General features: G+C 37.6%; 36 protein-coding genes. 21 read left to right on the plus strand and 15 right to left on the minus strand.

The window, feature by feature from the left end; translation table 11 throughout:
• Positions 1-550 precede the first annotated feature (550 nt).
• From AACT42_RS14990 to cas6f, 4 genes are all read left to right on the plus strand, one after another.
• Positions 551-1,972: a hypothetical protein gene (locus AACT42_RS14990; RefSeq protein WP_094133777.1), complete on the plus strand. Its 1,422-nt coding sequence runs from the start codon at positions 551-553 to the stop codon at positions 1,970-1,972.
• On the plus strand, positions 1,969-3,225 hold the full coding sequence (locus AACT42_RS14995) for a type I-F CRISPR-associated protein Csy2 (protein WP_094133776.1): 1,257 nt from the start codon (positions 1,969-1,971) through the stop codon (positions 3,223-3,225). The genes AACT42_RS14990 and AACT42_RS14995 overlap by 4 nt, the downstream gene beginning before the upstream one ends.
• A 53-nt stretch (positions 3,226-3,278) precedes the next feature.
• Positions 3,279-4,313, plus strand: coding sequence for a type I-F CRISPR-associated protein Csy3 (gene csy3 / locus AACT42_RS15000; RefSeq protein WP_094133775.1), 1,035 nt, complete (start codon positions 3,279-3,281; stop codon positions 4,311-4,313).
• Between the two features lie 63 nt (positions 4,314-4,376).
• Positions 4,377-4,919, plus strand: coding sequence for a type I-F CRISPR-associated endoribonuclease Cas6/Csy4 (gene cas6f / locus AACT42_RS15005; RefSeq protein WP_094133774.1), 543 nt, complete (start codon positions 4,377-4,379; stop codon positions 4,917-4,919).
• 61 nt (positions 4,920-4,980) lie between these two features.
• On the opposite strand, the gene AACT42_RS15010 is transcribed toward cas6f, so the two are convergent.
• From AACT42_RS15010 to AACT42_RS15020, 3 genes are all read right to left on the minus strand, one after another.
• Complete coding sequence (locus AACT42_RS15010; RefSeq protein ID WP_094133773.1) at positions 4,981-5,529, minus strand: hypothetical protein; 549 nt, start codon at positions 5,527-5,529, stop codon at positions 4,981-4,983.
• A 326-nt stretch (positions 5,530-5,855) separates the two neighbouring features.
• Positions 5,856-6,533 carry a hypothetical protein gene (locus AACT42_RS15015; RefSeq protein WP_094133772.1) on the minus strand — a complete coding sequence of 226 codons (678 nt, stop codon included), beginning with the start codon at positions 6,531-6,533 and terminating at the stop codon, positions 5,856-5,858.
• Positions 6,534-6,624: 91 nt separating this feature from the next.
• Positions 6,625-7,071 (minus strand): hypothetical protein, encoded by a 447-nt coding sequence (locus tag AACT42_RS15020; protein WP_094133771.1) that lies wholly within the window; start codon positions 7,069-7,071, stop codon positions 6,625-6,627.
• A 131-nt stretch (positions 7,072-7,202) separates the two neighbouring features.
• On the opposite strand from AACT42_RS15020, the gene AACT42_RS15025 reads away from it, so the two are divergent.
• The 5 genes from AACT42_RS15025 (at position 7,203) to AACT42_RS15045 (ending at position 10,045) form a co-directional block, all read left to right on the plus strand.
• Positions 7,203-7,838, plus strand: a complete 636-nt coding sequence (locus tag AACT42_RS15025) for a hypothetical protein (protein ID WP_094133770.1) — start codon at positions 7,203-7,205, stop codon at positions 7,836-7,838.
• An 87-nt stretch (positions 7,839-7,925) separates the two neighbouring features.
• Positions 7,926-8,114, plus strand: a complete 189-nt coding sequence (locus AACT42_RS15030) for a hypothetical protein (protein WP_094182928.1) — start codon at positions 7,926-7,928, stop codon at positions 8,112-8,114.
• A gap of 107 nt (positions 8,115-8,221) precedes the next feature.
• Positions 8,222-8,431 (plus strand): hypothetical protein, encoded by a 210-nt coding sequence (locus AACT42_RS15035; protein ID WP_094133769.1) that lies wholly within the window; start codon positions 8,222-8,224, stop codon positions 8,429-8,431.
• Positions 8,432-8,526: 95 nt separating this feature from the next.
• Positions 8,527-9,360: a hypothetical protein gene (locus tag AACT42_RS15040; RefSeq protein ID WP_094132591.1), complete on the plus strand. Its 834-nt coding sequence runs from the start codon at positions 8,527-8,529 to the stop codon at positions 9,358-9,360.
• Between the two features lie 112 nt (positions 9,361-9,472).
• Positions 9,473-10,045, plus strand: a complete 573-nt coding sequence (locus tag AACT42_RS15045; RefSeq protein ID WP_094132589.1) for a hypothetical protein — start codon at positions 9,473-9,475, stop codon at positions 10,043-10,045.
• A 49-nt stretch (positions 10,046-10,094) separates the two neighbouring features.
• On the opposite strand, the gene AACT42_RS15050 is transcribed toward AACT42_RS15045, so the two are convergent.
• A complete protein-coding gene (locus AACT42_RS15050; RefSeq protein ID WP_094132586.1) occupies positions 10,095-10,466 on the minus strand; it encodes a hypothetical protein in 372 nt (123 codons plus the stop codon).
• Between the two features lie 118 nt (positions 10,467-10,584).
• On the opposite strand from AACT42_RS15050, the gene AACT42_RS15055 reads away from it, so the two are divergent.
• The 6 genes from AACT42_RS15055 (at position 10,585) to AACT42_RS15080 (ending at position 16,105) form a co-directional block, all read left to right on the plus strand.
• Complete coding sequence (locus AACT42_RS15055; RefSeq protein ID WP_094133175.1) at positions 10,585-11,274, plus strand: hypothetical protein; 690 nt, start codon at positions 10,585-10,587, stop codon at positions 11,272-11,274.
• A 400-nt stretch (positions 11,275-11,674) separates the two neighbouring features.
• Positions 11,675-12,457, plus strand: a complete 783-nt coding sequence (locus tag AACT42_RS15060) for a hypothetical protein (protein ID WP_094133174.1) — start codon at positions 11,675-11,677, stop codon at positions 12,455-12,457.
• Positions 12,458-12,650: 193 nt separating this feature from the next.
• Positions 12,651-14,027, plus strand: coding sequence for an RNA-guided endonuclease InsQ/TnpB family protein (locus AACT42_RS15065; protein WP_094182929.1), 1,377 nt, complete (start codon positions 12,651-12,653; stop codon positions 14,025-14,027).
• Positions 14,028-14,589: 562 nt separating this feature from the next.
• On the plus strand, positions 14,590-15,018 hold the full coding sequence (locus tag AACT42_RS15070; RefSeq protein WP_094133481.1) for a hypothetical protein: 429 nt from the start codon (positions 14,590-14,592) through the stop codon (positions 15,016-15,018).
• Positions 15,019-15,091: 73 nt separating this feature from the next.
• Positions 15,092-15,613 carry a hypothetical protein gene (locus tag AACT42_RS15075; protein WP_094133480.1) on the plus strand — a complete coding sequence of 174 codons (522 nt, stop codon included), beginning with the start codon at positions 15,092-15,094 and terminating at the stop codon, positions 15,611-15,613.
• A gap of 69 nt (positions 15,614-15,682) precedes the next feature.
• Complete coding sequence (locus tag AACT42_RS15080; protein ID WP_141193236.1) at positions 15,683-16,105, plus strand: hypothetical protein; 423 nt, start codon at positions 15,683-15,685, stop codon at positions 16,103-16,105.
• A 214-nt stretch (positions 16,106-16,319) separates the two neighbouring features.
• On the opposite strand, the gene AACT42_RS15085 is transcribed toward AACT42_RS15080, so the two are convergent.
• Both AACT42_RS15085 and AACT42_RS15090 read right to left on the minus strand, forming a co-directional pair.
• Entirely contained in the window at positions 16,320-16,682 is a 363-nt protein-coding gene (locus tag AACT42_RS15085; RefSeq protein WP_141193235.1) for a hypothetical protein, read from the minus strand.
• Between the two features lie 188 nt (positions 16,683-16,870).
• The gene (locus tag AACT42_RS15090; RefSeq protein WP_094182930.1) at positions 16,871-17,074 is read right to left on the minus strand and encodes a helix-turn-helix domain-containing protein; all 204 of its coding nucleotides are present in this window, start codon (positions 17,072-17,074) and stop codon (positions 16,871-16,873) included.
• A gap of 68 nt (positions 17,075-17,142) precedes the next feature.
• Between AACT42_RS15090 and AACT42_RS24835 the strand changes: the two genes are divergently transcribed.
• Positions 17,143-17,247 (plus strand): hypothetical protein, encoded by a 105-nt coding sequence (locus AACT42_RS24835; protein ID WP_369597157.1) that lies wholly within the window; start codon positions 17,143-17,145, stop codon positions 17,245-17,247.
• 138 nt (positions 17,248-17,385) lie between these two features.
• On the plus strand, positions 17,386-18,048 hold the full coding sequence (locus AACT42_RS15095) for a hypothetical protein (protein WP_094133477.1): 663 nt from the start codon (positions 17,386-17,388) through the stop codon (positions 18,046-18,048).
• Between the two features lie 61 nt (positions 18,049-18,109).
• Here the strand turns inward: AACT42_RS15095 and AACT42_RS15100 are convergent, their stop codons facing one another.
• The 4 genes from AACT42_RS15100 to AACT42_RS15115 form a co-directional block, all read right to left on the minus strand.
• Positions 18,110-18,541: a DUF350 domain-containing protein gene (locus AACT42_RS15100; RefSeq protein WP_094133476.1), complete on the minus strand. Its 432-nt coding sequence runs from the start codon at positions 18,539-18,541 to the stop codon at positions 18,110-18,112.
• Positions 18,542-18,654: 113 nt separating this feature from the next.
• Positions 18,655-19,032: a hypothetical protein gene (locus AACT42_RS15105; RefSeq protein ID WP_094133475.1), complete on the minus strand. Its 378-nt coding sequence runs from the start codon at positions 19,030-19,032 to the stop codon at positions 18,655-18,657.
• A gap of 13 nt (positions 19,033-19,045) precedes the next feature.
• A complete protein-coding gene (locus tag AACT42_RS15110) occupies positions 19,046-19,639 on the minus strand; it encodes a hypothetical protein (protein WP_094182932.1) in 594 nt (197 codons plus the stop codon).
• Between the two features lie 222 nt (positions 19,640-19,861).
• Positions 19,862-20,089 (minus strand): hypothetical protein, encoded by a 228-nt coding sequence (locus tag AACT42_RS15115; protein WP_094133069.1) that lies wholly within the window; start codon positions 20,087-20,089, stop codon positions 19,862-19,864.
• A 120-nt stretch (positions 20,090-20,209) separates the two neighbouring features.
• Between AACT42_RS15115 and AACT42_RS15120 the strand changes: the two genes are divergently transcribed.
• From AACT42_RS15120 to AACT42_RS15135, 4 genes are all read left to right on the plus strand, one after another.
• Positions 20,210-20,539 (plus strand): hypothetical protein, encoded by a 330-nt coding sequence (locus tag AACT42_RS15120; protein ID WP_045592117.1) that lies wholly within the window; start codon positions 20,210-20,212, stop codon positions 20,537-20,539.
• Positions 20,539-21,078 (plus strand): hypothetical protein, encoded by a 540-nt coding sequence (locus AACT42_RS15125; RefSeq protein ID WP_094133068.1) that lies wholly within the window; start codon positions 20,539-20,541, stop codon positions 21,076-21,078. The genes AACT42_RS15120 and AACT42_RS15125 overlap by 1 nt, the downstream gene beginning before the upstream one ends.
• A gap of 30 nt (positions 21,079-21,108) precedes the next feature.
• Positions 21,109-21,330 (plus strand): hypothetical protein, encoded by a 222-nt coding sequence (locus AACT42_RS15130; protein WP_141193210.1) that lies wholly within the window; start codon positions 21,109-21,111, stop codon positions 21,328-21,330.
• A gap of 65 nt (positions 21,331-21,395) precedes the next feature.
• Positions 21,396-21,689 (plus strand): winged helix-turn-helix domain-containing protein, encoded by a 294-nt coding sequence (locus AACT42_RS15135; RefSeq protein WP_094133067.1) that lies wholly within the window; start codon positions 21,396-21,398, stop codon positions 21,687-21,689.
• Here the strand turns inward: AACT42_RS15135 and AACT42_RS15140 are convergent.
• From AACT42_RS15140 to AACT42_RS15160, 5 genes are all read right to left on the minus strand, one after another.
• Positions 21,663-22,907, minus strand: a complete 1,245-nt coding sequence (locus tag AACT42_RS15140) for an ERCC4 domain-containing protein (RefSeq protein ID WP_094133066.1) — start codon at positions 22,905-22,907, stop codon at positions 21,663-21,665. The two genes, AACT42_RS15135 and AACT42_RS15140, sit on opposite strands and share 27 nt — an antisense overlap.
• A gap of 139 nt (positions 22,908-23,046) precedes the next feature.
• Positions 23,047-24,465 carry a hypothetical protein gene (locus AACT42_RS15145; RefSeq protein ID WP_094133065.1) on the minus strand — a complete coding sequence of 473 codons (1,419 nt, stop codon included), beginning with the start codon at positions 24,463-24,465 and terminating at the stop codon, positions 23,047-23,049.
• Between the two features lie 103 nt (positions 24,466-24,568).
• Positions 24,569-25,063: a hypothetical protein gene (locus AACT42_RS15150; protein ID WP_094133064.1), complete on the minus strand. Its 495-nt coding sequence runs from the start codon at positions 25,061-25,063 to the stop codon at positions 24,569-24,571.
• Positions 25,064-25,132: 69 nt separating this feature from the next.
• The gene (locus tag AACT42_RS15155) at positions 25,133-25,501 is read right to left on the minus strand and encodes a hypothetical protein (RefSeq protein ID WP_141193209.1); all 369 of its coding nucleotides are present in this window, start codon (positions 25,499-25,501) and stop codon (positions 25,133-25,135) included.
• A 14-nt stretch (positions 25,502-25,515) separates the two neighbouring features.
• Complete coding sequence (locus tag AACT42_RS15160; RefSeq protein WP_094133062.1) at positions 25,516-26,058, minus strand: hypothetical protein; 543 nt, start codon at positions 26,056-26,058, stop codon at positions 25,516-25,518.
• Positions 26,059-26,092 lie beyond the last annotated feature (34 nt).

Raw genomic sequence — 26,092 nt, forward strand, 5'->3', positions numbered from 1 at the left:
AGAATATGTTGCCGTAAATGGAAAGACATTAGGGTGTTATCCACCTCACTGGTGGTTTAAAGAAAACTACGCAAGAGAGGCTGCGCAACACCTTCGTTATCCACCTCACTGGTGGCTTAAAGAAGATCATTAAAAAAACATCAATTGCTCTCCTAAGTTATCCGCCTCACTGGTGGCTTAAAGATTGTTCAATGATCTTCGTGCGTGGGCTTATCCGTTATCCACCTAACTGGTGGCTTAAAGAATTGCTTACCTCTATCCACAATAGAAAAATCAGTTATCCGCCTCACTGGTAGCTAAAGTGCTATATGATCGAATTTCATACAGTTCTTTTTATTTTTTATTAAAAAGGCTTGTATAAATAAAAATGATCATTGTATGATGTGAAAACCAAATGAACCGCACCTATCTGCGTGTCAAAGTGGCTTAAAGATTTTAAATTTAACAAATTATCCATCTTGCTGGTGGTTTAAAAAATCAGTCCTTTTATATTTATCAAAAACGGATCGATTTAACTTAGCTGATTAAGTAATTAACAAAGAAAGTAAAAATGACTAAATTCATAGAAATAAAGGAACTGATTTCATCACATTATCGTGATGAAAAAAAAGAGTCCCTTCAGCCAGGGGAAGTTTTTAAAGCTATTGATCCTTTAAAACGTCCAACTCGATTCCTGGTCGAGATAGATAATGATAACGACTTAGAAGAGTTGATTGCATTGCATATTGCCTGTAGTCATGCTCCTAAACCCCAAAAGGCTAAAAAGTCTAAAGAATCTACAGAATCTACAGAATCTACAGAATCTAAAGAATCTAAAGAATCTAAAGAATCTAAAGAATCTAAAGAATCTAAAGAATCTACAGAGCCTGATGAATCTAAGGAATTTAAATTATCAGCTAGTGATCTGTTTAAAGCATCTTCAATGAAGGGATTTATCCCTAAAAAAGATGAAGCAATGATCGATAAACTGATGGGAATGGTTACGACTCACCTTCCAAAGCATAACGAAGCTCTTGTTAATGGTGAAAATGTTTTTGTTCTCAATCAAAATACTGTGAAAAACTGGGGTGTTTGCTCTTTAAATGCAGGTACTGATAAAGTTTCAAGACGATTGGCTTTTTCGGGTGATGCTGCTGTTTCCCCTAAAAAATGCTTATATGCCCTTGAATTTATATTTTGCGGTAAGCGCACTTCTTTTATTGAACTAATTGCATCAAAGAACAAGGTTGTTGTGAATACATTATTGAAAGCAGGGTTTGAACAAAGCTCGATTTCTGTTATGGAAGCAACAGCATTAGAGATGCTGTCTCGCGGAACACCAGATTTTGTTGAGGGCAATCAGATCCTTTGGTTTGTTGGTGATGATGAATATCTTGTTATTTCACCAATGCCATCAGCACAAATGATTGCAGATATTAATGAATCAATAAAAACAAAGCGTGAAGATAGTTACCTGCCTCTTATTCGAAAATCAATAGGCGGTACAAAAGCATTAAATGCCAGCGACTTAAATTCACTAATTGGTAGTGGATCATCACAAGTTTTTTCAGTTGACCTGTCTTTTTTAAACAAAGATAAAAGTAAAATTGAGAAATTGATTATTTCTAAAAAGCCTTTGATAAGCCGTTTATACCTGTCGGATTTCCGCCTAGATAAAACAGATAGCCTTCATAAAAAAGGTGCAGGTCGTTACAGAAAACTGATCTCTCAAGCTATTCTTTCTTCTCTTACCTTGATTATAGAAATGAAAGATATGATTAAGGAAGGTCTTTACAGTATTGAGGATGTTGCTGTTAATGAAGAACGTTTATTTATGAACCCATTTTCAAGTCAGGAAGATGTTGATTTGTGTAAAAATTACTTAGTGAATAATGTAATTGCATCTTACAACAGCCAGAAGTTAGCAATTGATGATGTAATGCAAAAAGAAATTGAAACTGCGGCATCAATTATTATTGAGAGGGTTTCATGAGCAATCAAATTCTAATAAAGATTCCAATGCGTGTGCTTGATGCTGATATTGTAACTGGCTATATGGCTGGCGGTATTCCATCTGTTACCGCAGTTGAAGGTCTTACACACCTTATTCAGAGACGATTTAATGAGCGCATCGATCCTGAGTTTTCAGTTGAGGGATGGTCATACGTAATCGAAAGGATTGCTTATCACGATGGTAAGTATAGTTATGTCGGCTACGAAAAAGATCGTAAAGGTAAAGATAAAGTTTTAGCTCCTTCAATGCGAGATGATAAAAAAGCGAAACTTGACTGTTCTATCATCATAAAAGCTGATTCGACGCTTACAGAAAGTAACCTGAATGATATGAGAGCTAGAGGCGAGATGAACTATATCTTTAATAGATTGCGTCTTGCTGGTGGTGATGTTCGTGTGAAAGGTTTGGGTTCAGATAAGTGGCGAAACAAGCTAGACTTTAAAGAGTTATCTGTTCCGAATTACATTGATCTTTTGAGAGCATCAGGAATGAACGCCATGCTAATTGAAGATCAAACTCACCTAATTGATGAGGTTGAATCAAATCGCGTTCATCGACTTGACCGATTGGTAGATCTTATTTCTAGGCAATCGCAGAAAACCAAGGAAAGAGCTTACAGTAAAGAAGCTGTAGAAATGCATGAAATGGCAATAGCTTTATTTTCTGGGGTAAGAAATCACTTCATTGGTCGAGATGTCGAAGTGGTTTCTACTATTGGGACAACTTTGAACTCGGATTATATCATCTCACTTTCAGGTAGTAGCCAAGAGATCGAAGATATACTTATAGACTTAGATCCGAAGTTTGATTCCGAAAGTGAAAAAATCACAAAAAAAGCGAAAGATGTCCTGTCTGAACTCATTAATAAGCTGGAGAGAGCAAAGCGTACTTTTTCCATTCTTGGCTTCTGTGTTAACGATGAAACTTTTACTCAACTATACCGAAATGAGTATCTTGAGCCTGTAGAGCGCGAATATCATGGGTATTTATTTGCATTAAATATCGGATATTGTGGAATAGGTGAACTACAAAAACGTAGAGGTACACGCATTAATGAGCTGCATACTTATGCTGAACCAGTTTTAGGTGTAGCGAGGGCGCGTACAGTTGGTTCTGTGATATTTGCAATAAAAGAAGGTGAAAGCGTAAATTCCTTCTGGGTTAATAATAGCTTGCTTTCAAATGAAGAGATTTCAAACAACATGTATGTTGTTGTCGGTGAAGAAATCTAAAAACCACCATATAAATTAACAAATAAATACTTAAAATTAAATTGAGAAATATTATGAAAAAATTTGAATTTCCATCAGTCCTAAGCTTCAACCGTTCCATTTACCCTGGCATTGGTTATATGTATGCAAAAGGTAAGGAATCAGGGCAAATTAAACCGCTTGAGGTTGGTGAGCTACGACTAAATGGTACTAATTCTAACTATACTCCACTTAAAACGGCTGAAGCGCAGGCTGCTGGAAATCCTGTTTTCCAAGATGCAGTATTCATGCCTAATGGAAGCGACACACTAATTGTTAAGTTTAACCTAAAAGTAACATCTGAGTTATTTGATGCAAATAACACAAATAACGCACAAGTTGCAGATTTCCTTACTGATTTCGTAAAAGCTTACGATGAAAGTATTGGTTTGGAATTCCTTGCTCGCGAGTATGTTAAATCTATTGTGTCAGGTCGATTCTTGTTCCGAAATCGAACAATTTCCGACGAACTGGTCATTAAAATTAGTCATGAAGATGAATCCTATTCATTTGATGTGGAAAGACAAGATCTAGACAAAACTTTCGCGGAAAATTCAGATAAAATCGAAGCTTTGACCAAGATTTTCGCAAAAGGCTTACGTGATAGTAACGAATTGGTTATTTTTGATATTGAAGCGGAATGTTTTGTTGGTGAGGGTCAAGAGGTGTTCCCTTCTCAAGAGTTTATCGATAATAAAGGTACTCGTACTTCTGAAACAAAGTCAAAGGTTCTCTCTTTCGAAATGGTTAAGGGGGTAAGACAAGCTACTATTCATACCGTTAAGCTTGGTAACGGCATCCGAACAATTGATACATGGTACAGCGATGAAGAAGGCACAAACCCTATTCCAGTTGAGCCGTTTGGCGTGGAGAAACGCCGATCAACATCACATCGATTCGAAAAGGCTAAAAGCTTCTACGGAATTCTTGAAAAGAACGGCATCAAGTATTTAGAGGATATGAAGAACGGTGCAACATTAGAGACAATCGATAAGCAAGTTCACTTTGTTGTTGCTTGTTTGATTCGTGGTGGTGTTCTTTCAGGTGAAAGCAAAAAGAAAAATAAATAGTAGATACTTAATTTAAAAGGGGTATCCCCCCTTTTTTCAAATTTTAATGATTTTGGAGATTGTATGAAACCTCGTTTTTATCTTGATATTTTTGTTCCTGGTGGTGCTAGCGTTGTAAAGAAAGTGCTTGGAAAAGTAGTTCGTATTGTTCATGGTCACTTAAGCTCAAATGACATTAGCTCAATTTCGGTGGGATTCCCAAAATATTACGAATCCATTCATCCTGAAAAGTCCACTCTGGGAAACTCGTTAAGGATTGTAGGAGATAAATTCGAGCTTAATATGCTATCAAAAAGCCCATCATTATTTGGAATGGAAGAAGATTTCAGCATTGAAGTTGGGAAGATTAAAGAAGTTCCTGAAAGTGAAGTAATTGAAGTGATCTTTACTCGTGACCGTTCGATTGAGAAAAAATTCAAATTTGGTTATGAAAACAGAGTTGAAACCAACAGCGTTCCTTTTCCACCATATGTGATGCTGGCAAGTAAGAGTATGAAAACCTCGTTCCCCCTTCATGTGAAAATGAAGCCTGCTGAAGCAAGAAAAGATGGATCGTACTCAATGTATGGCATGAGCGTTGAAGGAAGTACATTCCCATTGTTTTAAAGTGGCTTAGAATGACTTAAAGCATAGCTTAATAGCTATGCTTTTTTCATGATCGCGAGGACTAAATACTTAGAGCGCAATCTTTAGTTTTGGACTTGTCTGTCAATGAGTTGAAGATTGCTTGATCTTTTTCAACCTGGTCGCGAGTGAATGGAACATTATGCCTCGCGCAATGCTCTTGTAGCTGCTTAAAAGCATCTTCTCTATCTGCAATAGGGATAGAGACAAACTCCCACTCGCTTCTTTCTTCATTATTATCCTGATTCATATATCCAGACTTAGTAAACCAGGTCATTCTAGCGTCATCACCGCATATGTCATATGCTTGCCCGTCCATTTCTACTATGCAATGAGATAAGATCTTTTCTATAGCCTCACCAGATTTAGCATTAATGCGGTTACGGAACATTATTGTCATTGATGGCTCTAAACCCTTCTTTGCGGCAAAATCAGCAAGAACATAAGCAAACTCTGCGCAATGACCATTTGTATAGAACCTTGAGGGGTCAAAGCCTAACGTATATGGATCGGATGGTTTGTTAGCAATTTTGGATTGTCGATAAAACATGTCTATCGCAGTAGCCATAAACTTGTGAGGATTGGGGATCATAATGCATTCTTATTGTTTTGTATTTTTTTTATTTTATCACAGATAAAAAATTCAATGAAATAGAGATATTGGGTTTGTTATTTGATAAGCTGATTCTTTGAGATTAACACAATTTCACATCATATAGCTTAGCGAACATGTGTTTATTGAATCTTGAGGATGAGTCCAAGTGCTCATATCAGATGGTGAGAAATGGCATTGGTGGTTGGATTGCTGTCATCAAAACAGATGATGAAGAGACAAAGAAACACGCGAAGAAATTGGATTTCTTTGTCTTGTAAAATGAAAAGGAAAGCCGCAATTCACGGCTTTTAAGAGAATATTAATTACAGCTCTAAACCATCTGGTTTCTTTGTTTGAATCTGCTTCTCTGGATCTACATCTCTGACATCTACGTTGAACTTATCTCGAAGAAAATCAAGTCGGCTTTGATCTAGGTAGAAATTATTAAAGTCGCCTCTTTCAGCGCATTCGACAAACTTCTTATTATTAAGCGCATATCCTACCGCAACCCAGACAAGCTTGGCTCTATTTTGCACCTCTCTTAAATCACTTCCAAGAGGCTCACGAGCTGAACGGATATTGTAATGAGGGTGAATTTTTAAAAGGTCTTTATACGCTTTATTTACAAGGCAGTCACCAACATATTCAGCACTTTTTTTGAACTCGCTTAGTTCATTTTGCTCTACAATTCCTGCGATTCTAGGTGTAGTTGCAAACTTACCATAGGTTGCATCCCAGTAAGCATAAAACAGCACTTCATTAAGGAGGTTAATTTCAACTTTTCCTGGCAATCCCCTGCCTGATTCAACCATGTGGTCAACAACAGACTTAGAAGGTTTTACCATGTACTTTAGTTTTAACTCGCGATTTTCATAATCTAGAGTAATATATCCTTGCTCAGAAAGTTCATCTCCACCAGCAGTTAATTTAATGTCATCGAAGACATCATGGACTGAAATCTTGCCAGCTTTACTTCGATTTGCAAAGTTATGTTCGAACATAAATAAATTCCTAAATTAATTTCAATTAATTATAGTTTATTTAATAAACAATTGAAACAAACCGCTATTTTAAATAGCGGAATGGTAAGCGCTATCCCATTTGAGGATTAGATAGCGAGATTTCGTTACCTTCTTTCAATAGCTCACTAATGCTTCGATATTTAAAGCATTCGATTTCTCCGCTATCGATATCAAAATGCCTGTTAAGATAAAACTGCAATTGTTCTTCAGCAACAACCCATTCATTGCTAAATCCTGGTTTTTTAATCAACCAAACTGCTTTAGGTAACGAAAGTCGTAAATGAATTTCAGGATTCGAGGCTTTCACGTATTGCACATCGGGTTCGAACTTAGAGCCTGGCACCCATGCATAAGCTTGAAGATGCTCTGCCCCTTCAATTTGGTCGCGTGTGCGAGTCGTAGAAACCAAATGGCAGTAAGTTTCAATTTGACCATTCAAATCACGAATATAGACCATGCCATTAATTCGCCAGATGTCGTCATTAATTTCAATATCTTGTTCTAGCTTCAGACTCATGCAACCTCCTTATAGGTGAATGCCTCAACTATACACCAATGAAAAGCAAGGTCAATAATATTGGAGTTAAATTATTATATTTACATTAAGGGTAATTTATGTATAATCAATCAAAAATTAAGGAAACCACCATGAATGATAGTATTTATTACCATGTAGAGCATAAGACCTTAAAGGTAATCGAAGCCCTAATGAAAGGTCATATTGTCACTTTAGCTGGCGAAACTTTTCGATACCTGAGAGAAGGTCAGCAGACAAGTACGCTGGAAGCATTACGTACTGGTTTTTTCATTAATGCCAATAAAGATGATGAGCCGCACTGGATCTTTTACACTGAAAGCTTGGGGTTCTTAGAGGCACAATTCAAGAAAGCATCCACTGAAGAGGTTGAAGCGATCATTGCAAACCTATCACTTGATAGTGTGCATAGAGAGAACAATGTTCTTAGACACATCTCTAAGGTAAAAAATCGCTTGGATAAAGATCAGGGTCGTCATTTTTTAGTTCGAGCATTTAATAGTGAAGAGTATCAGCGTACTGAAAGTGTGCTAATGAATCGTCTCTACGATTACTTGCAAAAAGATAATTCGTTTCCGCTTGATCGAAACAAGTTTTACGTGCTTGAGAACAAACAGATTAATGAAATCATTTCGATGTTGTTCGACACTTTAGATAAATTGACGTGTGAAGGTGTAATCTTAACCAAGAGTGTGTTCGGTGATGCTTGCTCATATGCAAGGTTGGCAAATCTAATCACTGAAAAGTAAAAAATCCGATTGGTTGCTACTGACGGTAAGATTAAGGTTGAACGAGAGTGAGCGCAATCCCCTTCCTTTAGGTAGGGGTGAGAGAACATGAAAACAAAACAAATTACTTCTTGTTTTCATATAAAACTTTGTTGCCACACAGAATTTTGCGTGATTGACTTGGATAAGGAATCAGTGCTTGCCAAGATATCAGTCCTCACTGTATCTTTAGCAAACGCTAAAGCGGCAGCCAATGAAAAGAATATCCCGCTCTATGCGCATATTGCCTCGCTATAAAGATCTCACATTAGAATTAGAGATTAGAGGTTTTCTCATAAGCAACTTAAAATCGCCTCAAGCAATCCTTGAGGTATCTTAATAACTGCAAAAAAGTGAATAGAATAATGGACAACTTAACAAAGGTAAGTATTGATGATGAGAAGCCAGAAAGTCATCGTAATGTAGTCCTGTGGCATCGAGATCAAGACGCTCCGCCTACAATTGGTTGGGCTACATACTGGCAACCAAAAAATGAGTTTGCTGGATTTGAGCTGCAATGCCAGCATTATGAGGATGATTTCGGGAAAGACTTCACACACTGGGCTTACGTGTAATTGAAAATTGCCGATTAACCAATCGGCTTTTTTATACGAAAAATATTTACCTAAACCGTTTTTATTTATAATAATAAGAAGCGGAGATATTATTAATGAAAATCCACAACTTTAATATTAAAGAAGAAGATAAAACACATGACTGCGTATTGATTGAGCGTGATGATGCCGTGCAGTATATTTTCCCATTCGAAGTCATTTACGATGAAAATGGTTCAAAAGCAAAAATGCTTGAGTTCAAAAAACGCGGCTCTGAACATATCGTTAATCCGATGGGGTTTATCGTGGACAGAATCTCTCGTTTGCGTGATTACAATACATCATTCACTCATGTTATTTTTGGTGATGACGAAGCGGAGATTAATGAAAACTACATTCAACAGCGCAAAACTCGCGATACTTTGTTTGTTGATGGCATTGAGCTAAAAGAAGGTGGTTCAATCCACGTAGATTTCCGCGATAAAGATGGTAACGTTACACACTCAGAAACAATTAGTCATCTTAAGGGTACTCAGGTAGCGCAACAAAGTGTTCAACCACATGGTGTTTTCAGACACTTGATCTTCGATGTTGGACAAACCCCTAAGAAAGTCGATGAAAATGGAAATCCTCGTTTTACTAAAAACCCATCGATTAATAAATTTGTTATGAGTAATGGCATTTATGAAGAAGATGTCATTAAAGGATTTTCCAATGCTTTTAATAGCTACTCCCCTATTTTGGTTGCAATTGCAAAAGAAATGGAGAAGAAAGGGATTGACCGCATTTACTTAGAGCTTCTTATCGAGCCTTGGGGCAAAAGCTTTTCACCTACGACATACCTTGCTGGTGGTGATTTTAATTATATTTCTAAAAGAAATGTTCAATTGATTGAATGTCAATGCCCTAGACATACAGTAACTGTTAAATCAATTCTTGATTTTAAATAAATAATCATTTGATAAGATTTAAATATAAGCTTCTATTTCACATAGGAGCTTTTTATTTTTTATTAAAAATAAAAATGATACACTGTAAAAAACAATAATTACAGGAACTCTTATGAATGACTATGGATTTATTTCAGCAGAGAACGTAAAAAACCTTATCGAATTTACATCAGATAATAATCAGAGTGGTTTTGAGTTGAGTAGAGAAGATCTCAACTTAAAAAACATGAACCCTATTATTAAAAATAATGAGAATGCTTTTAACTTAGCGATAGCAGATCCTGAAAAATTTGAAATGAGTTATGAAATATCGCCTATAACTCAACGAAAAAAAATTGAAATCGATGCAAAAGATATTCAGGATATGAGTAATGCATCTGTCGGTGAGATTTTATATAAAACAAAAAATCTTCCGAAATTTATTGATCCTGGATCTAGTGGATATGATGAATGGCAGTTTTCAAATGCAGTTAGGCAAGTGGCTTTTCAGCAGATAGAAAACGCAGCAACTACAGAGCAATTACAAAGCATGTTAAGTGAACCTATTAATTCAAACAAGATTGGTTCAATGGAATGCTCATATACAGGAGGCATTATTTTCAATCAAAATAACGAATATACAAGTGGTTATGAGGATTGCTTAAACAAACCCGTTCGGAAAGCTGAATCCGTCTTAAGTATGTAAGTTTTGATTTTTAAAATTCGCCTAGATCTTAGATCTGGGCGCAAAATATTTAATCCCACGCATCACAAACGTATGCAGGAATGCCAAATGAATCAATCTTTGCAGCTAGAGCCTTAAGACCATCGTAAACACCTAAATTGCTTTGTGAGCCAAAATACCAGGCATTAGTGGTGCCACGATAATTTTTCATCAACTTGTTTGGTGTGTGATTCTTGACGTATGTGCGGAAAGACCGTGAAATTGCGTCTTTTCCGTATAATGAAATCCAAAGGAATGCATTGCCTTGCGTTTGACCATTACGCTCTCTACTCGCTTCTGCCTGGTCTTCTTTAGCTACTTGCATTAGCTTATCAAAGTACTCTTTTTTCTGTTTTGGTTTAAGCGCTTTAAACTCGGTTTCGGTAAGTACTGTAATGTTCATGGCGTTTCCTTTTATTTCATTTATTTAATAATTTAATTATATACAATTTAGGTTGAGAGTCAATAAAATCTTTACTTAAATCGCTGTGTTTGTATAATTATGAAAAAGGAGATTTTCTATGAGCTTAGAACAATTCGCAACTGAGTATATCGTAGGTATTGGTACTGCAACTTTAAAGATCAAAAAAATGCCTTCCTTAAATCGCTTTCTTCTTCGAAAAGAAGGTGCTTACTATTCAGGGCGTGATTTGAAGGTTGGCTATGAGCTAATTTTTGATGAATCACTAGCCGCTAACAAGTGGTATGGAATCCTGATTGAATCAGGGGGAGCGGCTGGAATTTCTCCTTACGTACAATCAAATGGTGACACTCTTGGTTGGTATATCCGAAATGGTTCAGAGTTCCTTAAGACACTACATGATTCATATGCTCTCTTTGATACCCCTGAAAAAGTAATTAGAGCGGCGAAATTGGCTTATGATAAGCTAACGGAATCGAACACCGCTCAAGATTTTATCTATCCTGAATATGACAATTCATTACAGGTGCTTGAGGAAGATCTTGATGAGCAAGGTTCTATTGATGCATTTTATTACATTGCGTATATGGATAATGATAAATCATCTGTTGGAGTGGTCGATTATTGTAGTGGATCGAAATACAAGTCTAATGATCTAGGGCTTGTTATCAACGAATGCTTCACACACCCAAAGAGCGCCATTGATTATGCGAAGTCTTTCGCTAAGCTCAATCAACTCAAATACGAGCCGTTTGACTCAAAATACCATTCGTCATACGCGGGTGGTTGATGTGTTCTAGCCGCTCTTAGAGCGGCATTTCTCGATTGATTCTTTTCCTATGACACCTTCCTTGTCAATGTGATGCTTAAAAAGCAATGGAATAGATATCTGATAACTAATCAAGAGTACCTAGTCGAAGCCAATTGGGATTAGGTGAGAGAAAGGAGTCGTTAGACTCCTTTTTATTTTATGTATTTTGGTTGACTTATGGTTGTTGTGTTTGTATATTGAGAAACTGAGACAGGGCGTGTTTGCCTCCTGTCGGGGTGAAGACCTTGCCGAGCACTCATTACGGTAAATACTGATATGCAGATATTCTTTCAGTTATGATTTTTTTCCTATTGCTGATTGAACTGTTTATATAATTCGAGTGCGTAAAGTTCAATCAAATACAATACGGATGAATATTATGACTTCTAAAATCTTTTCCCTAGTTGCTTCCAAGATCACTAAAGACGAATTCAAAGAGTTTAAGAAAGAGGCGAATTCCCTTCTTGAAAAATTTGTAGGTCGTACACTAAACCCATCGAAACTAAATGAGCTTTCATCAGCGTTGCTAGGGGCTACGGACTCAAACGTATTTGCTTCAATGTTTAAGCGTATGAGTGTTGAAGATATCATTAATTTGTACAAGTCTGGTGCTTTGAATTATGCAGAGTCATCTGAAGATAAGCAACAAATCTCTAAGTTCAATATCATTCCTCTGCTCGATTTCAAAATCAGGAAAGAACGTGTCACAATGGGTGTCGAGATTTTCTGCCAATCAACGGGTTCGGGTAATGAAGCCGTAAGTTTAGGTGTTTTCGTTAATGCCCCAGATTCTGATTATGAATCTAATGAAGAGTCAGAGTTAGCTTCATTAAGCGATAACGGTGGTGATATGCTGCACAATATGTTGCGGTCTGTTTATACGTCTAGTGAGTCTGATCTATATTCATTATTTTCTTCATACGGGGCAAAAGAAACCCCTTTGAGTGTTACGGTATCCCCAGTAATCGCAGGTATGTATGGATTGAATAGTTCTTCTTTTGGTCGATTTAGCAGCTTTGAGAAGATGGAAGATTACTTGAATACTTGCCTAATCATGATTGCTAGTGACCTTAATGCTCGATTTGGAGCGAAAGGTAAGGCTATGGCTATCAGAATTTCACCAGCTTACACAAGTAAGTTCTGTGTTGAAATCAGTCAATAATATCTTTTCAGTGTTACGTATCAAAGGGAGCTTGAACGAGAGTGAGCGCAATCCCCTTCCTTTAGGTAGGGGTGAGCGAACATGAAAACAAAACCAGATTATTTCTTGTTTTCACTAAAAACCTTGTTGCCACATAAAGTATCTCGTGATAGCTTAAGACGTTCATTAATCTAATGTTTTACTGGGATTTACCTTGGCTATATTAGGCTTTAGCTACAATATTTCTGATAAGCTTAATCCAGAGCAAGCCACACTTTTTGCTCAGTGGATTGGTGCTGCCAATGTGATCCGCAATCAAAAGATTAACGAATATAAAACCTTTCTAAAAAACAAAACACCAGAGCTTATCGCTCAAGGTTACGCTTCAATCAAAAACAATCCTGAACTCTTATTTTTAAAAGACATTCCAGTTCAACTTTTACGCAATGCCGCAAGCTTGGTTTTCTCTGATGCGGAGGCTGCGAGAAAAGGACTTAGGAAGTTTCCAAAATTTAAAAACAAGTTTAAAAAACGAAGTGTTGTTTTAACTAAAGAAATGTTCTTTGTTGAGCCTTTCGAGAATGGCTCTCGGATCGTGATTAACAATCATGCCAAAGCGAAGCGAAGAATTGTTTTTTCATTGCTCGTTCCCCATAAGCCTGAGAAAATCGGGAATCAAATCAGGCTTTCACGACAAGGTGCAAAATTCACTTTGTCAGGCAGTTTTGATGATGGTCGCTTGGTTTTAGATGAAAAACAGATCCTTTCAGATTTGTCGCATTTATCTTATGAAGATCTTGAGCTTAAAACCACTGGTGTTGATAGAGGTGTTGCGCTTCACCTTTGTTCTAGTGATGGATTTTCAGTTATTTACAGCCATGAAGAAATAGCGCGTAAAAAGCGCAGAGCGAAAAAGATAGCGCATTATCAGCGTATCCTCGCTCGCAAGAAGCGATTAAACAAGAACAAAACTAAAGCTTGTGAAACGAATCAACAACGCATTGTACAAGCCAGGATCAGCCGTATTCAGGCGAAAGAGTCCGATTGCCGAAACAATCATAATCACCACATTTCAAAGGCGTTAGTCGAAAGTGCCAATCAAATTATCGGTCTGGAGGATTTGAATTTAACGGGTATGACCAAACGTGCTACACCTAAGAAAAATGAAGATGGAAAAGGATATGCCAGAAACAGAGCCAGAGCGAAAAGCGGTCTAAATCGATCACTGCTTGGCGTTGCGCTAGGTCAACTGGCTACTTACATCGAATATAAAGCCCGTAAAGTGGGTAAAATTGTAATTAGTGAACTGAATCCAGTGAATAGCTCAAAAGAGTGTGCTTGTTGTGGTAGCTTAAATACAGAGCGTCAAGACCAAGCGACTTTTATCTGTTTATCATGTGGGAACAGAGATAATGCTGATTCAAATGCGGCTAAAGTGCTAAAGAAACGACTGATACATTACATTAAAGAGCATACGTTTGCCAAAAGCAAAACTCGTAAAAGTATCGTAGCAAGAAAGAAAAAACTGGCTGACAGAACCGACACCAGTATAAAAACGAGAGACAAAGAAAGCGCGGTGCTAACATCCTAGTGATGTTAGTCATAAGACCATAAAACTATGGCACCTTTCGCCTGATATTTCACATCAGAAATGTTTCTAACAGGATGAATATTTGGGCTTCGGCATCAATTATTCAGAAACCCAGCACTTTAGGGCTGGGAGGTTCATCAAGAAAACATTGAGGCTGCTTTTGACGAAATTGATTATGACCGTTTATATGGTGATCTTGAGGAATACAGTCGAAAGTCTGTTAGTCAGCAACGCGTGATGGCTCATGAGTTGATTAAAAAACAGATTTTACAAGCTCAAATCTTCTAATGCTGTAGCGATGCTTCATAGAGGGCGATTCGTGAATAACAATATGCTGGTGGATGATTCAAGTGCTGCGAGAACTATTATCAATATGCACGGATTTATCCATTCGGATTTGGTTGCTAGGTTTGATGACAACAGATTTTGGTCTGAGGACTGGAAGGAAGATCGTGTACTAAGGTGTATTTTTACAATTAAATAATTAAATAATTAAATAATTATTGAATCCTAATCTAATCTATGTATAATAAAAACATAGAGAGTTGACGAGGAAATGGGAATGTCTAAAACACACCATCTAAAGTATGTAAAAACTGGTCGATCAACATTTGAGAAGCCTCAAGGTGACGAGCTGAAAAAGCAATTGTCACAGTTGGAAGGGTTAAAGTTCGGTGACGTTCTAAAGCTAAATGACGGAACTACCTTTGGTCACTATTTGGAACACTTAAGTGATATGGACTCCTGCATCACTGAAGAACATTGTTTAGCATTGCTGTCAGATTGGAAGCCTCGATTAGCTTGCCTTAACCCACATAGAAAAGGTCATATGGACTATAAGACCTTTGCCTATGCAGATAGAACCGTAGTAACTGCTGATGGGAAGACTCACTATCAAATCTTGGTTAAGAATTTCGATGAGCTTAATTGGGTCAATGTTTCTCCAGATTGTAAAGTTTACCTCAAAGAAGATGTGAAGCATTTGCAATGATTTGAGGGGTAACTCCCCTCTTCTCTGAATCATTATTAACGAATATTGGTGACTAAAAATATAGGATGTAAAAATGAATAAACTTGACGCACTAACCATTGAAATCACATCTGGCTATCTAAATATTGACATGATCACAATGACAGATGAGGCGCTAAAACAATGTTCTGCTGATCAGATTAAGCAAATGATTATTGATGATGAATTGTGCGTTCGAGCCTCTACTGGTGAAATTCTAAGAGGATCTGATGTCGTTGGTCGCGGTACGCCATCGCTTAATGCACTTGAGTTTGCTTTACATGATGAAGGTGTAACGACTCTTGAGCGCAACACAGAGATCGACTTCTTTGAAAATCTTCAAGATGTTAATCATATTATTCTGAATGGAAAGCCATGTATCACTTTTGATGCCGAGGCAGACGATGAAGATCAAGCTTTCGTTGCTCAAGTTCTCGATGATTCAGGATTCAATGAAGTCGTGTTTAGTCTTTCTGATTTGAATTCGGCAGAGAAAGAAAACGGAGTGTGGAAAATTAATTGCGCTTCGGATGGTAAGGAATACAAATTGTGTATGTACCGAGCCACGCGAGTATAAACAGAGATTGATTTTGTAGTCGCTGAGGCGACTACTTTCTTTTGGCGAAGATATATGGATGGAGAAGGCATGAAACAAATCACACTAACGATGACTGAAGATCAGGCAGAATCCGCTCTAAAGGCATTTGAGCTGCTTATGCGCCTATCTATGGGTCAGATTGAGCATTTAACCGAAATGGCTCGTGAGGGCGCTCTGGTGAAGTGTATGGAAGATGGAAAGTCACAAGACCTTAGTGCTGATGAAGTAGATGATATTAATGAAGGCCTGATGATGATTAAACGAATCATGGGGCATCATGAAACTTCAAGCTTCGGAATTCGAAACGAGAATGTACCAGTAGATGGAAAGCGAGCTTATGAGTTGTGGAAAGTGATTGGTCAATCATTAACAATTAGCCGAGGTAATGCAATTTCAGGTGTTCGAGGTGAGGGCTTGAGAGAAAGTTTGACCAACGAACCCATTCCTAAAGCGAGCGTTAATATTAGTTAATCAACTTAATTGATAAAAGGGGAAAGATCCTAAAATCTTTCCCCTTTTTTTATGCAAGAAATATATCTTGAATAAAGTTTAGGCTGACTAAACCTAATAAATACAAGGAGGTCTATATGAATAAGGATACGCTTAATTCATAATTGAATACTGCCAGTTATTGATCATTGTGTCAATAAGGATTTTTAGTAAAAACTAATTTATTATCCTGTAATTATTTCGACTTCAGTAAAGCTCTTAATTTCTCTTTTCTTTCATCAAGTTCTTGCTTTGGAATTTCTTTATAGCTTCTGCTTAGTAGTTCTACAGCTTCGCTATGATCATAAGTTACGCCACGTTCATCTCTTAACATTACGCTATCTCTAATGTCATTATAAAAAATAGAGAAGTTCATGCTTGAGGAATAGTTTCTAGGGTTTAAATGGTAAAGCCTGAACGTGATTGAGTCTCCAGGAAGAGTCTCAACCAAAACCGATTTAACTTTGTTCAGATACTCTTCTGCACTTACTTTCGTGAACTTGAAGTGTTTAGACAAAAACTGGCTTTTTCTCTGCTCACTTTCAGTTGGCATTTTCATTCTGTCGTACCCTCTCCGTTGTTTAGAACTATTTTTCTGGATAGTATCGAGTAGTAGGGTTATCCCTTCCACCTGTAGTGACTTAATTAATTCTGAATGGCTGAGATCGGAACCTTTTGTTTTAAGTGAAAGATACTCAGAAATTCGAGGGATAATCTCAATAAGAGCAGATATGGACTTAACTCCCACTAAACGCGGTGCGTTTTGAAGGTATTGATTTTGCACTGCTCTGAAAAGCTAAGGCCGTAATCAGAATGGCGGTAAGTTTCGATGCGATCACGTAAAGCCCAGTTATACAACTGGTGATGATGCACAAACAAATCCATCAGCGATTCTTCTTGAGAAACTGATGGTTTCAGTTTGTATGTAACTTTACGGATTGCTGTTTTCATACAATTGATTATATTTAGTTATTATAAAAAAACAAGCCATAAACACGCTGTACCACAGTGTTTACAATATTCACTATCACTTAGTTCTTGTGATTAAGTATCGTCGCCGCTGCATTACACCAGAGGTTGCTGCGTACTTAGAGTCCCAGTACAGAAGGTTGCTTGAAACTTAGGGCTGTGAGCTTTTGGAGTGCTGTCCCTCATGTGTTGTTGCATTCATTATACACATAAAAGCCATTATGTAAATTATATATTGACTCCTGTTTCTTATTAATGTATATTTAAAACAATAGCGAGATAAGGAATGACTTATGAATGATGAAGTAACACTACCTACAGAGCAAGATACCAGCAAAATGTTTGGCTTGGTTATGGAGGGTAATGTACACGCGATTGGTGGTGTATTAGCTTCCGCACTGAATGCTTTTATTCACCGTAAGAACACGGTTAATTGGTGGGGTTCTGAGCTTGAAGTTTATCTGGCTAATCAAACTTACTTCGTTTTTGAAAAGCTCTTAAGCTACAGCATCGAAGAAACAGAGCTTTTCACATACGCTAACAAAGCCACAAGTGATGAGATTGCAATCAATGAACTAAGTAATCTTTACTTCAAGGATGCGAAAGAGCCTCTTTATCTTGTTGTAAAAGAATCCCCATTCGATTCATATTTCAGCAAGGCGTTTGGTAAGGCTAATGAGTCTGACTTCTTTGTAAATCTTGGTGTTAGCGATATTAACGAAGGATGTGAGACGTTCGAGCAGTTTATCAAATGCTTCACGGAGATTGGCGCTAAAATGGATCTTGAATCTAGCGACTTGTTTCGACTAGGTGATGTGTTTAAAACAAATCTGGCAGAATTTACAAGTATTGAAAATGCCGATTTCTTCAAAGGACATGAATCTCTAATCAAAGACCTTGAGTGCTTTGATCTGATCGGCAGTATCGGTAACGGGTTCGTAATTCGAGTTTGCTAATAAAAGTTAGTGCCTCCCAAGGGAGGCACTAAGCGACCAATTGCTAGTGTCATTTCAATGACTAGTATGTTGCCGCACTCGCATTAAGCATACCCATTGTAATTGAGCTTGCTGCTAAAATAATGCCTGTACCAATCTCATTATTTTTCATTCGATTAGTAATATCACCTATCAAGATACGAACGAAACAGAATGTTAGGATTTGAACTGAAGCAGAGATAGCTCCCCAAATCAAAAAGTCAGCAATGTTCACGCTCTGTTCCATTGATGTAGTTAGAGGGATAGAAAAGCCAATCAAAGCACCACCTAACGAAATAGCAGCCGCTTGTGATTTATTTCTTATTAGCTCGATCTCATTGTATGGTGTGATCGCCTTGTATAGAAACAAGAAGAAAAATACCATTAAAAATGAAATTCCAAGGTATATACCAAAAGGAACTAATCCCATCAAAGATGCAGTAATGCTGAAGTCTTCACTAATGAACTGAACCATGTAATTCTCCGTTTTTATTAATTATTTTTTTGAGAATTAATTTTACAATTAAAAACCACCACTGCATAGCTTCAGGATTTTTAAATTGTAAATATATTTGATTTTCTGCCTTGCTAACGGTTAGCAAAACAAATGTTCAGACAGAAAGCCTCTTGACCTGATTCATAATCTCTGACGTTGTAACAGCGGAAAAACAATAAGCAGTTCGGTTTGTACAAAAGGCTACCAGAGCCTTTTCTCCCATTTATCAAGTACTGCTTAAGCGCTGGAACCGTCCAGAAATGCATTCCATCATCATTTCTTTCGAACAGATCTAATGCAAGATGATGCAAGTCTCCGAGTTCTTTTAAGATCTGGTTTTCATCAGAATAATTGGGGTTAGAGGAAATGTCTCTTTTTTCTTCAAAAAGTTCACATATCGTAAATTCCACTCTAGTGCCTCTTTCCAATTCAGAGACGTGAAGATCGTAAAGAGGCTCTAGCTGTTTCATGGCAAATCCATTCTTATGAAATATGTACGATCACAAACTCTTGCTGTTTGAGAGATGTCGAGGATTTTACGTATGAATGTGTATTGGTCAATCCGTAAAGGTGGCTTAGCATGTATGCAGGGTCTTCATGATGAAATAGATGAACAATTCCAGATGACTTTCTGTGTTTTTCAGAAGTCATTTCAGATCCGCTGTGGTAAATGTACAGTAAAGTGATGTCATCCATTGCTTCGCCAAATTGCTTGCGGAGGTCAACCTGGCAGTTTTCAATAATGATTACATCAGGGGCTTCCTTACGCTTTAACAGTTCGCTAACGGCATTCTCAATCGCTTGAACATAGTCAGCATGACTTTTTTCAAGTTCAGCATCAATTTCAAGCAGACTTACATTTTTAGGGATAGTGTGGCTTCTAAGTTCATGCGTGTACTGAGGTGAAACGATAAAAGCTGCATTTGGGCTAGCTTGAACTGAATTAATTGCCACCAGCTCCATTTGTGAATATTTGTCACCAATGAATACGTTGTCTGCGCTAATAGCTAATTCTGATTTTTGTGTGACTTCTCCCTTCATAAATGAAAGGATGTTTTTGAAACCTTTGCAGATCATTTTTATTCTCATTGAACGATTAGGTTTTTGATATTTTAGTAAGTTTAATCGTTAAAATCAACTATAAAATCTGTTTATATAAGAGCGTTTCCGCTGTGGTGGGCTGTAAAAAAGAGTTGTTTGCCGATGATATTCTCTGAAATGGCTAAAAATAACAAAAAGCTCTAATAATCGAGTATTAGAGCTTATTTTCACAATAGTGCCTAACGGTGCTGTGATAGATTATTCACCGCCACCACCTCCGCCGCAGTCACCGCCACCGCCACCGCCACCACTATCACCACCACTGAAGCCACCACCAGAAAAGCTTGTTGTAGTAGGCGTGTCATCAACCACTACCGTGTTGCTCACATAAGGGGTATTTGAGCTTGAACGTGACCCCTGAATAGCGCGATTACGAGCTTGTTGTTTTTTCTTCTTTCTTCCAAGAAGTGAATCAAAAATTCCCATAGTCTGACCTTTTATTGTTGATTTCTCGTAAACTTTATATTGTTTAAATTAATTAGTCAAGCACGGGAATTGACACAAAATCAAAACGATATATAATAAAAACAAAACAAGGAGCGCACCATGCTTAAAAATTTATTTAATCCAAATATTTCTCCGTACCCTTCAGAACTTCAAGAGTTCATGGAAGATGAACAAAATTGCACTGAGCAAAACCTGAAGATTATCCGAGATATCAATGAGATTGTGCTCGTGGATAAAGAAAATGATGAAATGGTTGTTCGTGATGCGGGTTTTTCATTTCAGGTAATCTCTATGTCACTAAAGCTTCTGATTGAATCAGCGACACCTGATCTAAGTCTTGAATTTATCCGAATCTATAAGTTAGATGAGTACCTTGATTTGGATGATGAAATTAAACGTCTTGAGTCTTTAGTGGCGGAGCAATCCTGATGCACGTTTTATTGAGAGTAAGCTCAGAATTCATGTCTCATGATCATGGCTATGGTGTATTGGCATCAAGAAATAAAAAGATGCTTGAAAGCCTTGCATTCCGACTATCTAAAGTTTGCAGTGACGATTATGTGGTCGCAGATATTAATGGCATTTCGAAGCAAGCGAAGTACATTGAGTGTATCTCTCAGCATGATTCGGACTTAAATTACTCAATCATTAAGGATTCTGATTTTCGTGAAAAGTGGGAGGGCGATCCTGAACTCGACCACAAATTAAGAACACTTGATAAGCAAGGCTGCTCGGGGTTGGGGGTAAAGAGAATCCCTGTGTTAACTGAAATCGAAAGAAATATCATTGCCGATTTGTTCAAGTCCGCCGATCACAGTCTCAGAAAGCAAATCGAATCTATCAGAGATGTATACACTATTGAGAAAGGCATGAAAAAAATGTTTTTAAAGAAAAAGGATTCTCAATATTACTTTGATAACTCATTTAAGCATCAGGCGGATAACTACATGGGATTCTTCTTGGGCTAGTTGTTATTTCATAAATTATTGGAGGTTTGAGTGTCGTTATCTGATTATCTGAGTGTTATGTCACTAGAAGACTGGGTCTTACTGTTTCTGATTGCATTGTTAGTCGTTGTGGTCGCATTTTGGTTGTTAAGTTCACTACAGTTTCACTTTCGCGTAAGAGAGGCTGTGCGAAGTGAGATGCATGAATCAGAATCGAGTGAAGAAGATTTTCAGCTCGGTGCAAATGTTTTACCTTTCAAGCGCAAAGAATAAAATTTTTATTGCATTGGCGCTTGAATTTTAATGAATAATTCTCTAGCAAACCCAATAGGAAAAGCATGAATACTGATCAGTTAAGAGGCATGATTCTTTCTAACTTGAATGAGGTGAAATCCGTTATGCTTTCACCTCAATCTGTAGAGATTGTTAAGTGGTTAAAAGCAAGTCAGATGACTAGTGCAAATCTTGCTGAGCGATTGGATATTAACATCAACAATGCTTCTAATAGACTACAAAAGCTGTACAAACAAGGTTATTTGGATAGAGTTGTTGATAGGTCGTCAAGCGGCGGTGTTGAGTATCGCTATCGAACAAAGAAAAAGATCTTAGTTGTCATTATTCTCACCTTTTAAGTTAAATATTCTAAAAATTTGTTTAGCGGTCTTGTTACCAATCCCCTTAATCTCAAGAAGTTCGTTTTCAGTCATGTTAACGATTTCCGCTAGAGATTTTCCGCTCATAGCAAGCTCATAGGCGACTTTGGTGTTTATGCCAGGCAATATAGCCAAAATTCCTTTTAAGCCATCAGAAGCGCTGATAACGCCTTTATGAGAGGATTCAGAGTCCGATTGGATCAAGGCTTTATTCATCTTCTTACGCTCAGTAGAACTCAAATCTACTCGCGTATTTCTGACTTTGACAGGGTAGTATAAGGATTGCTCAACAAAGCCCTGGATGAGCTTTGCTACCATGTATGCTGTGTGATTCAGGTTGAACGTCTGTATGGTCTGCTGGCAACAAATAGCGGAGATGTAATTCAGCCAACCATCCATCTGTTTTACCTGAGGAAGTACGTTGTATAGTGTGCGGATCTGACCTTGTTCTTTCCTTTCACCCTCGACAATCCAAACAACTTGCATGTAAATACCTTCGTTTGCATTGCTTACCATGCTTCGGTAATAGCGCTCAGCTTGCTCATGTGCATGGTGATTATCTGAGGTGATGTTGTTGTACAGGTCTGTAAGTGTTTTTCTTTCAATAAGAAGAACTCTGGATGGATCGCTCTGAGAAGTAACGAGAATATCTCCGTCAGGTAAAGAAGTCGGGTGTACATTCTTAATCCCAGTGCTGCTTAACTTATTGAATAATTCAGCAGGTTCTCGATGATCTACAAGGACAATAGCGTCTTTGTAGGTGGAGTCTTTGAACGGAGCTGATGAAACATCAAGATGAAGCGCTTCATTGTACAATTGCTCTAGAGAGGAATCACTAAAAGAAAAGTTTGAATCTTTGCCGAAAGCATTTCGGCTCTTAAATCTCCCCTCTCCAATTACGTTGTTCATAGCTTGGTTAAATCTAGACTCCTGATGATATGTTCTGCCTCTTGTATGATTGGATGACTGTGTTAAGCCTTTTTCATCCAGAAGTATAGCCAGTTCTCTAAGCCCAACAGTTTGAATATCAATTCCCACAGAGTGTAGAAATCTAGTGATCTCAATCTTTCTGGCATTGCTTGGTGAGGTTACTTGAATTCTATTGCCAATTTTGGATAGAAACTCACCTTCTCTGCCTACTACGTAAAAGCGTATATACACATCTGAAGAACTCGGTTTCCAAGGTCTGAACTGCATAGCAAGGCTCCATTTAGAGGTTCAGGGAGAGTGAACCGTGAACTAAGACTATTTTTAAATCAAAGTCCACGGTTAATAGTCCTCATTTCAACTTATTTAGCGATTTTCATCCACGGCTTATAATCCTCATTCGCTAAGATTATTTGTATCTACTTAACAAAAATTGAATTCCGCCAGAGTGAACGATGTCGAAATGTCGGAATCTCTCACCATCATGCTCAACAAAGATGTCTGATTTGTGCTCATTGCAGAACTCAGCAAACTGTTTGCTATCAACCTCATCTTTGCCGAACAGGAGTACAAGCTTGTAGTAATCCTCTTTGTCTAATGAGTCTTCAAGCGTGAATTTTTCGTTCAGACGAAGTCGTGTTCTCTTATTAATGAATGACTCCCATCCATCAATTTCTTCATCTGACCAGCGACTAAACCAATTAGCAATGAACTTTTCATTATCTTTTAGAAGGTCAGCATTTCCTCTTACGCTAATATATGAGTTGATGAACCGTGTGCTAAAGTGAAGAGGTTCACCTTCGTATTGATCGAGCAATTCTGCTGTCTTCTTAACGATTTCAGGTAAGTAATTTCTATCAAGAAGCGTTTCGCTAGATGGTTTTGTTGAGTTTTGAATAGCGTAATTGGCAATGTCGGTAATAAACACATCTTCCAATTGCAGCTTATCTTTTACTCGTCGTTTGTTTAGATAGCTGTTCAACAGCATAGTGATTGATGTGTAATTTTGGAATTGGACAGGATTTTCAGCATCTTCTTCCCAACATGCCTCGCAAGGGAGTTTCAATAACTCATCCAATCCAATTTCCATTACTAGCTCTACTGCCGCTTCAGTAAGGTTCTTTCCATCGAGCTTATTGTCATATAGATACTCATCATTGAAAGATGAGCCAAATGTTCTAGTTGCCTGCTCTAACTCAGAAAGAAAACCGTATTCACCATATTTTTCAAGTTCCATGATTTGGATAAGTTTTGGTTTCAATTTATCCTTGTGAAGAAGCAACGGTAAGTATGAATGTTCAGCGATCCAGCCTTCAATATCTTCGCAATCACCCACTGGGTAATCGGCGTTGTTAATGACTCTATAAAGTAAAGAATCATCCAAAAAGTGCTTTGTCATAAACAATGGAAATTTCAGGTCTACCACTCCATCCTTAATGAACAGTTCGTACACCATATCTGAGTTGATTTCTTTTGGGATTTCTTCAAGGTTAAATAGGATTGAGAACAACTCTCCTTCCTTGAATTGCTCAAGAATATTTAAAGCATCACGCTTTACTTCTTTATAGGCAAAGCGGGTTTCAGAAAGCTTTCCATTTTCGTCCATATAAAAGGATAAGATGTGATGAACAAGCTCAATGACCTTTGGGCGAGTAATCAATGTGTTTTTGTGGGTTCTGAGAGATTCAAGGTATTCAGAGAAAAGGTCTGGGATATCGTGACCAAGAAAGAAAATAGCTCCTGCACCTTGATTACAATCATGAATTGGGCTGAGATCAAAACCAGCTAGGATTCGGTTTTCGAATTGGTCGGGGTCAACAGTGAACATAAAAAATTCCTTACTCTATAATGTTTATAAATATACATCATTTAGAGTAAAAGTAAATAATTTATCTTTATAGGATAATAATTAATTTCAAAACAACTATTGATCACAGCCTCTTATATAAAAACTCTTCGTTTGAGCTTGCTTCGTAGCCTTTAAATTTGATCAGATAGTATACAAAAAGTGGGTTTGCTCTGTACTTATCGCTTTCCCAGATACCACCTGCTTTTACATAAAGGAGAATCCGCCGTTCAATCCTAATGATTCTAATGACCCCAAACCAACCGCAATAAATCTTGTTTCTCATGAACGACTTGCGCAAAGAATGTCTGTAACTTAGAACCTTCATTTTCCATAAGGGAGTCTGATACTTTAATGCTTGATGAAGTGGTTGAACCAAAAAAGGGTTCGCGAATGAAACAATCGGGAGTAAGACTGCAAAAGGAAGGCAAGGTGTTAAAAATTCAATTACTGGCTTGGCATCATCTGTATTTGTTAACAAAGAGTCCAAAGATAACACCGTAGTAAAATACATATAACCAAACACACAGGCGATAATGGCGATCAATCTGGACATAAATAAATGGTTAAACAAATACATTGCAAGTCCTGGTTTGGTAGGTTTATTGAAACTACCGTTAGATACCGTCTCTAACGGTAGTCAACAAAATTAGTTGCTCTTAGCTTGATTGTATCGGTCTTTTTGTTCGTTGACATATTTCGTCACTTCATTACGATCTTTACCGCTCATCAACATACGAACCTGAATGGACTGCTGATCAAAAAAACCTTTAGGCCAACATCGAGTTTCTCCGACTAGCTCCCCTTTTTCGCAAACAGAGAGTTTATTGCCATTAAACTCGAATGAAAATGGTTTAATTTCATTTTGAGCCACGCCAATTCGGAGTTCATTAAACATCAAGGATGTTGCTACATGTGCGGTATCGCCATCTTTCAGGCTCTTACACCAATCATAAACGTTCCAGTCTGAAACGGCATGTTTGTTATCATCTGAGATAACGACATTAATTGTTTTCAATTTAAACTCCGACATTAAGCAGGAACAATCTTCCAGTTTTTGTAGCCAATGGCTTGAGAGTGTCTTTTGCTAAAATCTGTTTCTTCAAGCTTGAATCCATTTTCTTCAAGAGACTTTAGCATAATGGATTTAATTTTTGATAGATACTCTGGCAGAGCCTCACCATTTTTGCCAAATCGCTCAATTGAGTTCAGTGCTTCACTTACAGAAAAGTACTCTTGCTCTTCATAACCGCTTTCTGTTTCGTAAAACGCAGAGGCAACCCAGTCACCGAAAGTAGAGACCTGACCATATGATGCAGTAGGATATTGATTGTGAAAATCGTGTTCACAATCATCTTTCTTGAAGATGTAACCTTTAGCCAACTGAGACTCATCATATTCATGCGGAACATCGTGTTCTGAGATGCACGTTAAATAGACAATCTCTGTACTCTCGGTATCCTCACCATGAGGGGTTAAAGAGTGAGATGTTCGTGTTCGGTTTCCTTTAAGATCGCGAAGCCAGACAGTATGGCGAACAAATGGGTGTTTTTGACCTACTTGAAAACGGCTCATGGTGAATCCTCTTTAATGATTAGTTGCGTTAAGT

This window comes from Vibrio sp. V15_P4S5T153, from assembly GCF_963874485.1.
GTDB classification, from domain to species: Bacteria; Pseudomonadota; Gammaproteobacteria; order Enterobacterales; family Vibrionaceae; genus Vibrio; species Vibrio anguillarum.

Excerpts from the sequence above, each read along its gene's own strand:
- AACT42_RS15055 (WP_094133175.1), top strand. The coding sequence starts at position 10,585 with ATGAGCTTAGAACAATTCGCAACTGAGTATATCGTAGGTATTGGTACT.
- AACT42_RS15150 (WP_094133064.1), bottom strand. The coding sequence starts at position 25,063 with ATGTATTTGTTTAACCATTTATTTATGTCCAGATTGATCGCCATTATC.
- AACT42_RS15105 (WP_094133475.1), bottom strand. The coding sequence starts at position 19,032 with ATGAAACAGCTAGAGCCTCTTTACGATCTTCACGTCTCTGAATTGGAA.
- cas6f (WP_094133774.1), top strand. The coding sequence starts at position 4,377 with ATGAAACCTCGTTTTTATCTTGATATTTTTGTTCCTGGTGGTGCTAGC.
- AACT42_RS15120 (WP_045592117.1), top strand. The coding sequence starts at position 20,210 with ATGCTTAAAAATTTATTTAATCCAAATATTTCTCCGTACCCTTCAGAA.
- AACT42_RS15050 (WP_094132586.1), bottom strand. The coding sequence starts at position 10,466 with ATGAACATTACAGTACTTACCGAAACCGAGTTTAAAGCGCTTAAACCA.
- AACT42_RS15085 (WP_141193235.1), bottom strand. The coding sequence starts at position 16,682 with ATGAAAATGCCAACTGAAAGTGAGCAGAGAAAAAGCCAGTTTTTGTCT.
- AACT42_RS15090 (WP_094182930.1), bottom strand. The coding sequence starts at position 17,074 with ATGAAAACAGCAATCCGTAAAGTTACATACAAACTGAAACCATCAGTT.
- AACT42_RS15095 (WP_094133477.1), top strand. The coding sequence starts at position 17,386 with ATGAATGATGAAGTAACACTACCTACAGAGCAAGATACCAGCAAAATG.
- csy3 (WP_094133775.1), top strand. The coding sequence starts at position 3,279 with ATGAAAAAATTTGAATTTCCATCAGTCCTAAGCTTCAACCGTTCCATT.
- AACT42_RS14995 (WP_094133776.1), top strand. The coding sequence starts at position 1,969 with ATGAGCAATCAAATTCTAATAAAGATTCCAATGCGTGTGCTTGATGCT.
- AACT42_RS15110 (WP_094182932.1), bottom strand. The coding sequence starts at position 19,639 with ATGATCTGCAAAGGTTTCAAAAACATCCTTTCATTTATGAAGGGAGAA.
- AACT42_RS15135 (WP_094133067.1), top strand. The coding sequence starts at position 21,396 with ATGAATACTGATCAGTTAAGAGGCATGATTCTTTCTAACTTGAATGAG.
- AACT42_RS15045 (WP_094132589.1), top strand. The coding sequence starts at position 9,473 with ATGAATGACTATGGATTTATTTCAGCAGAGAACGTAAAAAACCTTATC.
- AACT42_RS15030 (WP_094182928.1), top strand. The coding sequence starts at position 7,926 with ATGAAAACAAAACAAATTACTTCTTGTTTTCATATAAAACTTTGTTGC.
- AACT42_RS15040 (WP_094132591.1), top strand. The coding sequence starts at position 8,527 with ATGAAAATCCACAACTTTAATATTAAAGAAGAAGATAAAACACATGAC.
- AACT42_RS15145 (WP_094133065.1), bottom strand. The coding sequence starts at position 24,465 with ATGTTCACTGTTGACCCCGACCAATTCGAAAACCGAATCCTAGCTGGT.
- AACT42_RS15070 (WP_094133481.1), top strand. The coding sequence starts at position 14,590 with ATGTCTAAAACACACCATCTAAAGTATGTAAAAACTGGTCGATCAACA.
- AACT42_RS15080 (WP_141193236.1), top strand. The coding sequence starts at position 15,683 with ATGAAACAAATCACACTAACGATGACTGAAGATCAGGCAGAATCCGCT.
- AACT42_RS15020 (WP_094133771.1), bottom strand. The coding sequence starts at position 7,071 with ATGAGTCTGAAGCTAGAACAAGATATTGAAATTAATGACGACATCTGG.
- AACT42_RS15035 (WP_094133769.1), top strand. The coding sequence starts at position 8,222 with ATGGACAACTTAACAAAGGTAAGTATTGATGATGAGAAGCCAGAAAGT.
- AACT42_RS15160 (WP_094133062.1), bottom strand. The coding sequence starts at position 26,058 with ATGAGCCGTTTTCAAGTAGGTCAAAAACACCCATTTGTTCGCCATACT.
- AACT42_RS15075 (WP_094133480.1), top strand. The coding sequence starts at position 15,092 with ATGAATAAACTTGACGCACTAACCATTGAAATCACATCTGGCTATCTA.
- AACT42_RS15100 (WP_094133476.1), bottom strand. The coding sequence starts at position 18,541 with ATGGTTCAGTTCATTAGTGAAGACTTCAGCATTACTGCATCTTTGATG.
- AACT42_RS15010 (WP_094133773.1), bottom strand. The coding sequence starts at position 5,529 with ATGATCCCCAATCCTCACAAGTTTATGGCTACTGCGATAGACATGTTT.
- AACT42_RS15015 (WP_094133772.1), bottom strand. The coding sequence starts at position 6,533 with ATGTTCGAACATAACTTTGCAAATCGAAGTAAAGCTGGCAAGATTTCA.
- AACT42_RS15115 (WP_094133069.1), bottom strand. The coding sequence starts at position 20,089 with ATGGGAATTTTTGATTCACTTCTTGGAAGAAAGAAGAAAAAACAACAA.
- AACT42_RS15060 (WP_094133174.1), top strand. The coding sequence starts at position 11,675 with ATGACTTCTAAAATCTTTTCCCTAGTTGCTTCCAAGATCACTAAAGAC.
- AACT42_RS15140 (WP_094133066.1), bottom strand. The coding sequence starts at position 22,907 with ATGCAGTTCAGACCTTGGAAACCGAGTTCTTCAGATGTGTATATACGC.
- AACT42_RS14990 (WP_094133777.1), top strand. The coding sequence starts at position 551 with ATGACTAAATTCATAGAAATAAAGGAACTGATTTCATCACATTATCGT.
- AACT42_RS15125 (WP_094133068.1), top strand. The coding sequence starts at position 20,539 with ATGCACGTTTTATTGAGAGTAAGCTCAGAATTCATGTCTCATGATCAT.
- AACT42_RS15025 (WP_094133770.1), top strand. The coding sequence starts at position 7,203 with ATGAATGATAGTATTTATTACCATGTAGAGCATAAGACCTTAAAGGTA.